Source organism: Parabacteroides hominis, assembly GCF_014287585.1.
Taxonomy (GTDB): domain Bacteria; phylum Bacteroidota; class Bacteroidia; order Bacteroidales; family Tannerellaceae; genus Parabacteroides; species Parabacteroides hominis.
The window spans coordinates 14492-27774 of sequence record NZ_JACOOJ010000013.1; the positions used below are offsets into that span (position 1 = coordinate 14492).

Consider the following 13283-nt stretch of genomic DNA (forward strand, 5'->3'; position numbering starts at 1 on the left):
ATACGGACTTGTTCATTTTTTCCAATATCCGCCCATATCCCCTTATTATTTTGGTGACATTTTGTTGACTTTTGTTTTTTGCCTTACCAACATAATCACCGGATTGTCTTCTTCACTCAGCCTCGAAGCGATTTCTTTCAATTGACCGTCTTTCAGTTGGCCTTTCTTATAAATCTCAACGAGCCGGGAGGCATTTAAGCTTGTGGCGTCTTCGATTTCGCTATTAATTGGCTTCGCTGTCATAGCTACCGTTCTTTTTTCTGCATAGTCACCATTGTATACGGCAACTTGATATACGGCTTTTTCTTCTTTGTCATACATCAGTTCATCCGTATAGAACCCATTGCCCTTTTCAAAGTTAAATACATTTTTAACGGTTTGCATAAAATAATAACGGTCGGTATAAATACCCATATAAAGAAAAACTTCAGGCTCCATAGTATGTGCGGAAGGGGTTCTTGCAATAAAGGGGGTTAATGTACCATCCGGTGCATAGTTATACAATGTATCGGATGATGTGTCCATAAGTGTACATTTGCCGTGACTTTGGCGTATTTGGTAAGAATAACTGGCAACAAATCCACCGTCACCTGTCACGACCGGCGTGTCGATCGTTTTGAAAGGAATAAAAATTTCCCGGGTGATGCTCCCATCCTGCTTGGATATGAGAATATGGTACGATTTGCTTCTATCCTTTCCTTTATTATGATAATCAGACATATCATAGCCAATTAAATTAGATTTGTCATAATCAAAAACAGATGAAACTTCCCGGTCAAGCTTCAAACACCGTTTGTATTCTCCGTAAAGATCATACACCAATATTTTATTCCCCGGCGACATCACTAATATCTCATCATTGCTTTCATCAAGAATAATCCTATTAATCCCGGCATATTCTTCCGCTCCTTGCCCTTGCCGGTTTATCTTCCTTAATCCTTTACCGGTTTTCCGGTCAAAAATAAAAATATCCCCGTCCCTATTCCTGTTGCTCACCAACAGGTATTCTTTTCCAACATCTTGCACCAAACCTTGTGTAAGAAACTCGTCGGTGGTTTCCAACGCGATATACTCCACATCCATCAAATCCTGAAGGATCAGTTCCTTTTTAGGATAGCTTTTCGACAGGTCAACAGTTATTAAATCATCGTGTGATTGTCTGTATTCGACGCATCCTGCCAATACCACCAACAGAATGGCTGCTAAAAGTAGATTTGTTTGTTTCATTCTTGTTATTCTTTATGGTAACAAAGATAGGTAACTTCCCTAACATATCCTATGAGAACCGCTAATTATCAACTCTCCACTACCCACTTTGCGATATTACGGGTTTCAGATGAAAAGTTCACACCGATTTTGACAATCTTCCGGCCATCTGCGACAAAGGGTTGGATATATTGTTTTTCGTTGATTTGCTGCAATGCCTCCTTTGCCGTTCCATTCAACTTAAATTCCATCACGTAGATATAACGATCCGTTTGTAAGACCAAGTCGATACGTCCCCGGTTCGTATGATATTCCACCTTTGTATATAGTCCTATCAGACGGAAGACGATAAACAGGACGTTCCGGTAATGAAGTTCAGTATCACGCTCAGGCTTCAAACCGGTAATCGTTTCGTAAAGGGTGTCGGCAAAGAAACTTTGCAAACGACAAAAGAAAGCATCATAATCACCTCTTTCTATCTCACGGACGAAACGACCGATTTCAAACGGAGTCTTCGATGCGCTGACATTAGCATAATAAGGCAATAGGTATTTTACAAAACCCTCCTCGACTTCCAAATTAGGGAAGCCTAAACGGTAAGTTCCGAAACGGGCGTCATACCCCTTGATCGTCAGATAGCCACTCTGGTATATTACCGGGATCGGATCAGAGTCGACCGAATCCACACCGTCAAGCGTTTCGGCATCGGTCTCTTCGTGTACCAAACGGTCCAGATCGTAACGGTTGCGTTTCAGGAGTTCCACTAAATAGGATGGCGTGCCCGTCGCAAACCAATAGCTGCCAAATTCCCGATTCTTAAAGGCATGAAGCAAGCTAAACGGGTTATAGACGCCCGCTGTATCAGGTGCAAAATGATAACCGTCGTAATGTCGACGGAGTTTATCGCATAATTCTGATTCCGTCAGACCCAATGATCGCGAAAATTCCGGTAATTCATCTCCCAAGCTATCCTGCAGGTTCTGCACCGCATTCCTTCTCCCATTCGGTCAACGCGATATTCAATTTTTCCTTCAAGCTGTCCATCGAATTATATTCCTGAGTGTTCAAATCAAGATGCAGAACCGGATATCGTTCCCAATCTTTCTCCAACTGCTCAATGGCTAATCCGGCAAATAATTCTTTCTTACCCTCGAAATAGGCTTCCAAAGTAGATAGCAACAAGCTCTTTCCGAAACGGCGCGGGCGGCTTAGGAAAGAGTAGCGGCCACTTGTTGCCAACAAATAGACAAGGGCTGTCTTGTCCACATAAAAATAACCGTCTTTACGAAGACTCTCGAAATTCTGGACACCGATAGGATAAATCTTGTTACTCATGATTTACGGAATTTAATTAAAACACCCGACACACAAAGATACGTTTTTTATGGATACCCGAAATGTCCGGAATGATTATATCATTTTCTACAATAACCCTCCATTTTTCTATTTCAAGAGTGAACAATCACGGTTCCGATCTGTCTTTTATCTACCCATTATGGCATTTTTTCTAACACGCGGGCTAATCTTCTGCCAGGTTCGTCTAAACAGCGTTGCACCTGTCAACCGATTCCTCCCGATTCCTTGCATTCCAGAAAAGCTCAACTCCCGGAGAATCGAATATTTGAAAAAACAAGAGAAAGGATACGGGAATATGGCAAAGTGAATATAGCTCTTTTGCGGGATTCCGGCAGCGGATTTTCATGACGACCGTCTTCATCGTCGTGACGACCGTCTTCGTTGCCGTGGGTTGCCGAGTTCACTATGTATGAACATTGACTTCACGGCGATGAAGACGGTCGTCACGGGAATTTGCTGCGCAACTCATGGCAAGGGGTCCTCTAAACTATTTTTTTCATCACAAAAACAATCGTCCGGAAGACACTTGACAAGGATACTATAAGCTGTTTTAAAGACGTTTTTTACAATAAGCCCAATATCGGGAAGCCAGATAAAGCACTTTAGCGACTTATCTATTATTACTCTCGTTTTTTGTTGTTATCTTTGCCCCTAAATAATCCAAATCAGCAAATGAATAAGATTAACATATATGTACTGACGTTCTTTCTGAGTCTGGCTGGTGTATCTGTTTATGCACAAAACAACCGATCACAAGTGGTTATTACAAGCGGACAAGACAATAATGTATTTTTTCATACGATAGAGAAAGGACAAACCGTTTATGCAATCGCTACCATGTACGGGGTTACGCCCGATGATATTTACCGGTTGAATCCGGGCAGCAAGGATGGCATCAAGGCAGGCGCCACCCTTAAAATTCCGCAACGGGACATGGTTGGAGGAACAGCTAAAAAGCAGAATGAAAATTATATTTTCCATACTATCCAGCCCAAAGAAACCCTGTATTCATTATCTATCCGGTACACAGTTCCCGCTACCGCCATCGTAAAAGCAAACCCCGGATTGTCTACTTCCACTTTTACGATCGGCAAGACAATCCGTATTCCGGCGACGCAAGTGGAAGATTTACCGACAACGGAGGTCAAGACCGTTACCAAAGAAATTGAATATACCATACAGAAAAAAGAGACCATGTACCGGATCTGCCGGAAATTCAACATTTCCAGCTATGAGTTGATCAAGCTCAACCCGAAACTGAAAGAAGGGGTTAAGGCAGGTATGGTTATTAAAATACCCGTGCAGGCCGAAGAGAATGTGACGACCGGACCGGTAACCGCTACGCTTTCGGAAAGGGATGTCAATGCGTTGCTTTCGGAACCGAAAAGCATCGAGCACGTCAACAGCGTCAAAGTGGCCTTGTTATTGCCGTTTATGACGAACGAGGCTATCCCGTCTACGGAGACACAGCGTTTCATCGAATATTACGAAGGTTTGTTGTTAGCGGTGGATAGTCTTAAAAACACAGGCTGCTCCGTCGATCTGTCGGTTTATGATACGGGAAACGGAACGAAAAAACTGAAAGAGATTCTGAAAGAGGATGCGCTGAAAGAAGCTAACCTCATTATCGGAGCCGTACAAAATGACCAGATCGGCCCGGTTGCGGAATTTGCACAGAAGAACAACATCAAGTATGTGATTCCTTTCACGTCGAAGAACGACGATGTGCTGTCGAACGCATACGTTTACCAGGTTAATACGCCTCACTCCTACCTGTATGCCAAAGCGGCTCAAGGCGGATGCGACCTGTTTGCCGAAGATAACATAATCCTGCTGAACATCAGGGACGGTAAGGATAAAACCGAGTTTATCAAAACATTCAAAGCCGAGATGAAGCAGCGGAACATACCGTTCAGCGAAATCAATTATAATGGCGAAACCCTGACAGCCGACGTCGAAGCACTTCTCAAAGCCGATAAACGGAATGTCATCATACCGACATCGGGCACATTGGAAGCCCTGAACAAGATCAAATCTCCGTTGCGTATGCTGGCGGAAACAAAACCCGAATACGGACTGACTTTGTTCGGCTATCCCGAATGGCAGACGTACACACGTGACTGCCTGGAAGATTTTTATGCACTAAACACGTATATATACAGTAACTTCTACGCAGACAACCTGTCGAAAGAAGTGGCTAACTTCTATACCAAATATAAAAACTGGTATAGCAAGAACCTGATCAATATATTCCCTAAATATGGTATTTTAGGATTCGACACCGGCATGTTCTTCATCGGCGCGATCAACAAATACGGTTCCAACTTCGAAAACAACCTGGATAAGATTCATTACCAGGGCGTACAGACCGGATTTGATTTCCATCGCGTAAATAACTGGGGAGGCTTCATCAATACGAACATCTTTATTGTTCATTATCAGAGTGATTTCAACGTAACACGGAATGAAGTAAGATGATGAGGAAAGTTATTACAACAGCTATTATTGGCCTTGTCGCCCTGAACGGCATCCAGGCGCAGGATAAGTTCAAACAGGAATTGTCTTTGGGAGCTTCCTTCGGTACGACCTTCTCTAAAGTCAGTTTTGCTCAGACGAAAGTGCAGCAGAAAATGAAAATGGGCTATACGGGCGGCCTTACGCTCCGTTGGATCACGGAAAAGAATCTCGGATTGCAGGCCGAACTGAATTTCATCCAACATGGATGGGATGAAAAGTTCGAGGATCAGCCCCAGTATAAATATAGCCGGACGATCAACTACTTTGAACTTCCGATCCTGACACATATCTATTTCGGCAGTAAGCGTTTCAGGGTATTTGTCAACTTAGGCCCCAAAATAGGCTATGCTTTCGGCGAGAAGACAGACGAGAATCTGAACGGAGCCAAGCCAAACACCGAAAACGAACAGCACGACATGCCCGTCGAAAAGAAATTCGATTGGGGATTATGCGGCGGTCCGGGTATCGAACTGCGTACGGGCATCGGCTCTTTCCTGCTGGAAGGCCGGTACTACTATGCCCTTAGCGACATCTTCAACAGCCGTAAAGAAGATTATTTTTCCAAATCGTCTTCGCAGGTGATCTCGGCTAAGATCACGTATATGATTCCGGCGTTTTAAATCATAAATCCTGTCTGTATTGTGAAGGTGTCATGCCGTATATCTGTTTAAAGACTGTACTGAAATAGCGTTGATGGGAGAAACCTGTTTTCTCCGATACTTCCTGTATACTCAAATCCTTGTCGGCAAGAAGGCGAACAGCTTCGGCCATTCTGAACTTGTTGATATAATCGCCTATGCTGATGCCGGCAAGCAGTTTCAATTTATTGTAAAGCGAAGCACGGCTCATGGCCATTTGTGCAGCAACAAACTGCACGTCCAGGTCAGGATTGGTCAGGTTGCTACTGATCAGGTCATTCAGTCTGCGCATGAATTGCTCGTCGGCGGGACTGAGGTTGATCAGGAAATGGAGTTTGTCCTCATACGTCTTGCGTTCGTGCTCTTTGATCGTCTCGGTCATCTTACGTTCCTTTTTCAATACGATGAGCCAGGCGGCCAAGACAGAACCACCCAGAATCAGCGAAATCAGCAGAACCAGGAAGCCGGTCGTTTTCCACCAGGGAGGCGTGACCGTAATTGCCAGCAGATGAACCGGAGTGCTCCAGTCTCCATTTCTTTTATTGCACGACACCCAAATATGATATTCACCGACAGAGAGCGCATGGAAAGAGATCGTATGGCTGGAACGTTCGATCATTTCATCCGGATTGCCTTTTATATAATACCGGAAGAGTTTCTTCCGCATCAAATCGTTTTCCTTTACGATGATCCGGGCGTTCAAAGATGTATAATTCCAGGGAATCGTCAACTTGCTGTTATCCTCTATCACATCGGAACCGACAGAAATACCGTCGAGTTCAACATCCAACAAATTGATGGACGGATCCGCTTCCTCCGGAAAAGGCACATTATTCCGTATATAGACCAGACCGTTCACACCAGCCATATACATATCGCCCGACTTTGTCAGCAAAGGAGGCTTAAACAAATATTCATTGGCATAAACGCCATCCGACTCACCGAAAACAACCGTTTTCCTCTCTCCGGGAATATAGGCATACAATCCGTTATGGGTTCCGATCCAAAGCCTTCCCTGCCTGTCAAAGCCTAACGACCTCGTACCGGCAAAACGCCCCCTCTCGATAGACGATATCTGTTTCGTAGCCGGATCATAGCAGTACAGACCTGAAGATGTCCCCAACCAGAAACAGCCCTCTTTATCCAGGCACACAGCACTAATCATCCCGATGGAATCAGGCGGAGTATAAAAAACATGTATGGAGCGGTCCTCATGATCCAGTGCCAGCAGAGTGTATGAACTGCGCAAATAGGTGGAGGACTGATCCCCGTGGGCCTTCATGAGAGCGGAAAGCACTACTCCATCTTCCTCGCATTTCATTGTCTCCAAACGTCCTGCCGATTGATTATACAAATAAACACTATCGGAATAAATATAAAAACGTTCTTCATCCCGGCGATCCAGATGGACGGCCAACCCGGAACGGAACAAACGACGGGATTTCTCGATTCCGGCAACATTATACTCCCAGAGTTGCCCGCTTTCCTTATTAAAGCGATACAGCCCCAAGCTGAATATCGATAGCAGCAACTCGTCTTCACCATAATCGATAATCGAAACCACCTTTTTATCGAATGTCGCAGGATAATGCCGGAACAGACCGGTTTGCGGATCAAACCGGTTGATGCCTTCACCATCAGTACCAAACCACAAAATATGATCCCGGTCCTCATAAAGGCTCGTTACAGTCTTATGGCTTAACCCACCGGTCGAATTCAGGGGCATATTCCCGTAGGTATAAAGACAAATTTCCTTCATCCCGATCAGTCCTCCTCTGATGCTCCCTGCCCACATATTCTTTTCCTGATCGCTGTAAAGGCAGCCAAACGAATTGACCGGCAAGGAATTATTATCTCCCGGCACATGCGCGATCACACGGACTATCTGCTTCTCCGGATCATATATATTAATTCCTCCTCCGTCTGTTGCCAGCCACAGTTCACCGTTTCTTTCCTTAATATCCAAAACGACATCGTTATTCAGCAGGTTACTTGTATTCAGATGGTAACGTTCCTGTCCCTCACGTGTATATCCATAGACTCCGTCGGCATAAACCGACAGCCAAATATCTCCCGAAGAAGCCAAGCATACGCTCGCGACTTCTTTTGCAGGAATAAAAGGGACCCGTTCCAGTTTGCCCGTCGCAAGATGATACCACCACAATCCGTTGCGGCGGCAGGAAAGCAGCACAATCTGCTTTTGTTTGTCATACATACAGGCATGTGTAAAGAAAGAAACCATTTTCTCAGGTCCATTTACCGGAAGAAACGTAATCCGGTTATCGGCATAAGAATACCTGAAAGCAGTTCCCGCCCCGAAGAATAAAACTCCATTATCTGTCACCACCGAACTGAATATATGCATAGGCAAACCTGCAAAAGTAATACGCACAAACTCGTCTTTGCTGCGATCATACCGGGCTAACCCTCTATCGGAACCGATCCAGATATTATGCAAAAGATCTTCCGTCAAAAAAATAATATCGTTTCCGGGAATAGAAAAAAGATTATCCTTGTCATTATAGTATGACACGATCCTTTCGCGATCGAAGCGGTTCAAGCCAAAGTTTGTCCCTATCCAGATTACTCCTTGATGATCGCTCAGCACACAATTGACTGTCGACTGTGACAGTCCGTCTTTCAAGGATATTTGTTTAAAATAATAATTAGGAGAGACTGCTTGTGTAAAAAATATACATAAGAATAGGCTAAATAATATGACAAACAGCTTTTTCATGTAGCAAATATAGTAAAAAAGATGATTCTTGAACAATCTTAGACAATATCAAACATAGAAATCAAGGCATCCATATATCTTTGCAATGAAGATAAGCTAAGAATGGGCAGCAAGCTCCTCCCAAAACAAAAACGCCGCTTTCTTCCCATAAAATCTGATGCTCGACTAAATAGTTGGTTTTGCACCGGGTATATTAAGATTTATCAGTATAAATAGAGGTAAATATAGTCTTTAGGCTATCAGATTTAGGCCAAAAAAGAGGATGTCTCAGTGATGAAACATCCTCTTCTTCTTTATATAAGCTTCAAAACAATTATCTCAGGCGATCCAAAGAGCGAACCAGCGCTTCATCCGCCCCGATATTACGAATAGCCAGATAATCCAAAATCAGGCTAATCAATGGGAAAGAAAGGGCGATCTTCAGGCTCAATGAGGAAAATTCCATCTGACTATCCAGATTCCAGCAAAAGAACGCAAACAGGCCATAAAAGCCCAACATTAAAATCGCGTTAAAGACACAAAGACGTATCTGGAGGATTCTCTTTTTAAACAGGAAGATAGTCAAAAGCGCCAGCAAAGAGATCACGATTGCCAAAGCAAACAATCCCCATGTCGGATAAATAAGTTCCGGCTGTGCAGCCATCGTGCTGATGCCTGTCGCATCGAATGTAAACAACTGGTCTCCCGACTGCAACACGGCAAGCGGCAAGAACAGAATGGCAATTGTCAATGCCACTATAATAAGCAAATAAACGGTTTGTATTCTCTGTAACATGGTAATTGAAAATTAAAAATTGAAAATTGAAAACTGAGAAATTCAGAGCAGATAAGGCTGCCCGATAATTTTCAATTTTCAATTCTCAATCTTCAATTTATTATAGGTTATTCTTTTCTTTTGCAGGGTTCTTATAATACACCTTACCATCTTCATACTCCTTAGCTGCGATCAACGTCGGTTTCGGGAGCTTTTCATAATAACGTGAAATCTCGATCTGTTCTCTGTTTTCAAAAACTTCTTCCAGATTATCATTATAAGAAGCAAATTCCTGGAGTTTCTTTTCCAGATCCTGTTTCATCTCAACAGAAATCTGATTAGCACGTTTACCAATGATTGCAACGGTTTCATACACATTGCCCGTGTCTGCCGACAGCTTCATCATGTCGCGGGTAACTGTATTCGACGGAGCGTTAGTCTTTCTGTAATCCATACTTACTTTATTGATTAGTTATTTCGTTAATACGTATCTGTTATTCGCTTGCTGGCATAGTCGTAGAACTTCTGAACTTGTTTTACATACTTGCCTTCAGGATATTCGTTCATGTAGTTGTAATATTCATCCACAACTTCACGGTAACGTCCCTGCAACTTTTCTTCCACACTCACTACAGCCAGTTCATATTTGGCACGGATGGTATAAAACATGAACTCTTCCCTGTACTTTGAATACGGATAGTTCTTAAGTGCGTTTTGTGCGGTAATCACACATGAAAGATAGTTGTTTCCCATATAGGTACCCAGGTTGAAATACAACCGGACTGCCAACAGTTCCTTATAGGCGAGCTTTTCCTGCAATTCGAACATGATGTTCTGGGCTTCTTTAGCCCGTTCGCTTTGCGGATAATACTCCAAATATAATTGCAACTGGTTAATAGCTTCATACGTTTGCGCCTGGTCCAAGCGGGGATCCGGTGAATCCAGATACAATCCATAGCCCGAATAATAACGGGCCAACTCGGTGTACTCGCCTTTCGGATAAGTCGTATAATAGGTATTAAAGTATTGCGAAGCAGTCTGATAGTCTTTTTGGCCGTAATAGCTTTGCGCCAGCAAATACAAAGATTCTTCAGCCTGAGCGGAACCTTTGAATATAGGCACCAATTCATCCAGTAAAGTGGCAGACTTCGAATATTGCTTTGCATTGAAGTACTTCTTTGCATACGAATATTTCAGTTCGTAGTCTGTACTTTTCAGTATCTTGTTATACTCCCCGCAGGAAGATAAAAGAACTGTAATCATCATCAATAAAAATACAACCTTTTTCATTCACATACTTTTAGCGCGCAAAGTTAAAGTTTTCCGACAAATAAACGAAGCGCTTAACGTTAATATTTACAACTTATATAAGTCACTGGCCGCAATAAGCTCCAGTTTATTGGCTTTCAGAACCTCTGCACACTTCTCCACATTGTCGGGACGAATGATTACATTAGCCGCCTCACCCTGAGAAAAAGCATACATATATTCAATAAATATTCCGGCAGAAGTAATGATATCCATTGCTTTAGCCAATGCTCCCGGCTGATTGGGACAATGCAGGCAAACAACATCGGCCACGCTCACCGCATACAAACGATCGCGCAAAACCTTGATGGCAGTATCCGTATCCGACACGATCAAACGCAAGATACCGAAGTCTGAATTTTCAGCAACCGTAAAAGCAGACATGTTTACGCCGGCTTCACCTAATATTTTTGCAACTTCCGTAAAACGGCCTTTCTTATTCTCCAGAAAGATAGATAACTGTTTAATTAACATAGCACTTCTATTTAATTAAGAATTAATAATTAAGAACTAAGGAATCGTCAATTTATTCGAGTTTACGATTATCGATCACATGTTTGGCTTTACCCATACTCCGCTCGATGCTGCGTGGCTCGACAATCTTTATATCGGGTTGCAAACCGATTACGCTCTGCATACGGTTTGCGATTTTCTTCTTCAGGGCGATCATCTTGTTCATTTCGTCCGAATAACATTCCTGACGCACTTCTACTTGAATCTGGAATGTATCCGTATTGTTCACGCGATCGACCACAATCAGATAATGCGGTTCGAATTCCGGCAATTCAAGAATAACCGATTCGACCTGGGACGGGAACACGTTCACACCGCGGATAATCAACATATCGTCACTACGTCCGAGGATACGTCCCATACGCACTGCCGTACGTCCGCACTCGCATTTTTCATAGATCAGATGCGTCAGGTCACGCGTACGGTAGCGGATCATAGGCATGCCTTCTTTCGTCAATGTCGTGAAAACCAATTCACCGTGCTGTCCGGGTTCTACCGGTTGCAAAGTGACCGGATCCACGATTTCAGGGAAGAAATGATCTTCCCATAAATGCGTACCGTTCTGGCATTCGCACTCGCCTCCGACTCCCGGACCACAAATTTCTGTCAGGCCATAAATATCGTACGCTTTGATATTCAATTTACTTTCCAACTCCTTACGCATGTTTTCCGTCCAGGGTTCAGCACCGAAAGCGCCGACACGCAATTTAAATTCTTCCAACGGAATGCCGGATGAGTGAATCGTTTCCGCCAGATATAACGCGTATGAAGGTGTACAAGCCAGCCCTTTGGCTCCGAAGTCGTGCATCAACTGAATTTGTTTCTGCGTATTACCACTGCTCATCGGAATTACAGTTCCTCCGATATTCTCGACTCCGCCATGAGCGCCTAAACCTCCGGTAAACAATCCGTAGCCATAGGAAACCTGTACGGAATCATTCTTTGTCAAGCCATAAGCAGTCAAGCAACGGGCTACCACTTCCGACCAGATAGACAAATCTTTCCGGGTATAGCCGACGACGATCGGTTTTCCCGTCGTTCCGGAAGAAGCGTGCAAGCGGACAATCTCCGACATCGGTACTGCCATCAGTCCGAAAGGGTAGTTGTCCCGCAAATCCTGTTTAACGGTAAACGGGAGCTTCACAATATCGTCAATAGAATGAATGTCGTCCGGTGTAATCCCCATTTCCTGCATCTTCTTACGATAGAATGGAGAATTATGGTAGGCATGTTCAACAATCCGTCTTAAACGGATACTCTGTAACTTCCGCATTTCTTCGCGGTTCATACATTCGATAGTTTCGTTCCAAATCATGGTATCAGTTCGTTATCTTATAAATGTTATTAGTCTAATTCTGTTGCAAAGTAATAACTTTTTTGGGAAGAAACCCTATTTTGAATCCGCTTTTATGCATAACTTACCAGCAAAGCAAGCATATAAAACCAAAAAAGCCTGATTAACTCAGGCTTTTTTGATTTTATAAACAAAGTTCTCATCCCCTATATGAACAACAACTATCGAAGCTGAATCTGCCTTGTTCTTGTCACTACAGAGACAGACATATTTATCAGATTGACTCTTTCCTTCAGAATGAGAAATCAGACGTCCCGACCGGCTGTATATCCATATTTCAATATCTGCTCCCATCTTGGCAGGAACAGTCAAATACGAATCAGACGAAACAGATGCTTGTTCCGAAAATAAATAATAAATGTTCATTGTCCTCAACTTTTTATATGCAATACAAATTTAACCAATTCAAAACAAAAGACAGTGACAAAAAGTTTCTAATTGTGACAAATAGTCTCTACAGAGCAAAAAAAGAGTCTGAATATCAACGAAAGGACTATTTGTCACAACCTCGTGACAAAATGAGACATGTACCCCCGGAAAAAACTTGCATGTCATTCATAACATTGATTTCTTTGCAATCAAAATAACTCAAAAATTTTATGACATGAACAAAACTGAATTAATCCAGGCTATTGCCGATAAAACATCTTTGGAGCCAGATATTATTAAAAAGGTAATAAATGCTTGCGAAAATGTTTTAGTAGAGAATGCACTACGGGAGAACAGGCAGCCTCCTAAATTTGAAGGGACAAAAATGATTCGGTTTGCAAATACAGTCAACATGAAACATAAAACAAATTAAACATTCAATTATATGATATCATTTCATTGCATATATACAGATGTTTACAATACGGAAATCATCGGAGTCAGTCCCGGTTTGATCCTCCTGCTTGTTAT

At 42.9% G+C, this 13283-nt stretch carries 11 protein-coding genes and 1 pseudogene; 3 read left to right on the forward strand and 9 right to left on the reverse strand.

What is annotated here, in order from left to right:
* Positions 1-45: 45 nt before the first annotated feature.
* Positions 46-1227: a 6-bladed beta-propeller gene (locus tag H8S65_RS09175; RefSeq protein ID WP_186929694.1), complete on the reverse strand. Its 1182-nt coding sequence runs from the start codon at positions 1225-1227 to the stop codon at positions 46-48.
* Between the two features lie 68 nt (positions 1228-1295).
* Positions 1296-2541 (reverse strand): annotated as a pseudogene (locus H8S65_RS09180) (AAA family ATPase).
* Between the two features lie 693 nt (positions 2542-3234).
* On the opposite strand from H8S65_RS09180, the gene H8S65_RS09185 reads away from it, so the two are divergent.
* Together H8S65_RS09185 and H8S65_RS09190 are read left to right on the forward strand one after the other, a co-directional pair.
* Entirely contained in the window at positions 3235-5040 is a 1806-nt protein-coding gene (locus H8S65_RS09185) for a PBP1 and LysM peptidoglycan-binding domain-containing protein (RefSeq protein WP_186929695.1), read from the forward strand.
* Positions 5037-5699 carry a porin family protein gene (locus tag H8S65_RS09190; protein ID WP_186929696.1) on the forward strand — a complete coding sequence of 221 codons (663 nt, stop codon included), beginning with the start codon at positions 5037-5039 and terminating at the stop codon, positions 5697-5699. Before H8S65_RS09185 ends, H8S65_RS09190 begins: the two co-directional genes overlap by 4 nt.
* A gap of 1 nt (position 5700) precedes the next feature.
* Here H8S65_RS09190 and H8S65_RS09195 read toward each other — a convergent pair whose 3' ends face one another.
* The 7 genes from H8S65_RS09195 to H8S65_RS09225 form a co-directional block, all read right to left on the reverse strand.
* Positions 5701-8361, reverse strand: coding sequence for a ligand-binding sensor domain-containing protein (locus H8S65_RS09195; RefSeq protein WP_255489128.1), 2661 nt, complete (start codon positions 8359-8361; stop codon positions 5701-5703).
* 406 nt (positions 8362-8767) lie between these two features.
* On the reverse strand, positions 8768-9229 hold the full coding sequence (locus H8S65_RS09200) for a DUF4293 domain-containing protein (RefSeq protein WP_186929698.1): 462 nt from the start codon (positions 9227-9229) through the stop codon (positions 8768-8770).
* A gap of 100 nt (positions 9230-9329) precedes the next feature.
* Complete coding sequence (locus H8S65_RS09205; protein WP_186929699.1) at positions 9330-9662, reverse strand: DNA-directed RNA polymerase subunit omega; 333 nt, start codon at positions 9660-9662, stop codon at positions 9330-9332.
* Positions 9663-9688: 26 nt separating this feature from the next.
* The gene (locus tag H8S65_RS09210; protein ID WP_186929700.1) at positions 9689-10498 is read right to left on the reverse strand and encodes an outer membrane protein assembly factor BamD; all 810 of its coding nucleotides are present in this window, start codon (positions 10496-10498) and stop codon (positions 9689-9691) included.
* Between the two features lie 66 nt (positions 10499-10564).
* Positions 10565-10990 (reverse strand): ACT domain-containing protein, encoded by a 426-nt coding sequence (locus H8S65_RS09215; RefSeq protein WP_005639303.1) that lies wholly within the window; start codon positions 10988-10990, stop codon positions 10565-10567.
* Between the two features lie 52 nt (positions 10991-11042).
* Positions 11043-12344 (reverse strand): phenylacetate--CoA ligase family protein, encoded by a 1302-nt coding sequence (locus tag H8S65_RS09220; protein WP_186929701.1) that lies wholly within the window; start codon positions 12342-12344, stop codon positions 11043-11045.
* A 147-nt stretch (positions 12345-12491) separates the two neighbouring features.
* Positions 12492-12749 (reverse strand): hypothetical protein, encoded by a 258-nt coding sequence (locus H8S65_RS09225; protein WP_186929702.1) that lies wholly within the window; start codon positions 12747-12749, stop codon positions 12492-12494.
* A 238-nt stretch (positions 12750-12987) separates the two neighbouring features.
* Here H8S65_RS09225 and H8S65_RS09230 point away from each other — a divergent pair, with 238 nt between their 5' ends.
* The gene (locus tag H8S65_RS09230; protein ID WP_186929703.1) at positions 12988-13185 is read left to right on the forward strand and encodes an HU family DNA-binding protein; all 198 of its coding nucleotides are present in this window, start codon (positions 12988-12990) and stop codon (positions 13183-13185) included.
* The last annotated feature ends 98 nt before the right edge of the window (positions 13186-13283 follow it).

Coding starts and splice junctions, on each gene's coding strand:
- H8S65_RS09175 (WP_186929694.1), bottom strand. CDS start 1,227: ATGAAACAAACAAATCTACTTTTAGCAGCCATTCTGTTGGTGGTATTG.
- H8S65_RS09185 (WP_186929695.1), top strand. CDS start 3,235: ATGAATAAGATTAACATATATGTACTGACGTTCTTTCTGAGTCTGGCT.
- H8S65_RS09190 (WP_186929696.1), top strand. CDS start 5,037: ATGATGAGGAAAGTTATTACAACAGCTATTATTGGCCTTGTCGCCCTG.
- H8S65_RS09200 (WP_186929698.1), bottom strand. CDS start 9,229: ATGTTACAGAGAATACAAACCGTTTATTTGCTTATTATAGTGGCATTG.
- H8S65_RS09205 (WP_186929699.1), bottom strand. CDS start 9,662: ATGGATTACAGAAAGACTAACGCTCCGTCGAATACAGTTACCCGCGAC.
- H8S65_RS09210 (WP_186929700.1), bottom strand. CDS start 10,498: ATGAAAAAGGTTGTATTTTTATTGATGATGATTACAGTTCTTTTATCT.
- H8S65_RS09215 (WP_005639303.1), bottom strand. CDS start 10,990: ATGTTAATTAAACAGTTATCTATCTTTCTGGAGAATAAGAAAGGCCGT.
- H8S65_RS09220 (WP_186929701.1), bottom strand. CDS start 12,344: ATGATTTGGAACGAAACTATCGAATGTATGAACCGCGAAGAAATGCGG.
- H8S65_RS09225 (WP_186929702.1), bottom strand. CDS start 12,749: ATGAACATTTATTATTTATTTTCGGAACAAGCATCTGTTTCGTCTGAT.
- H8S65_RS09230 (WP_186929703.1), top strand. CDS start 12,988: ATGAACAAAACTGAATTAATCCAGGCTATTGCCGATAAAACATCTTTG.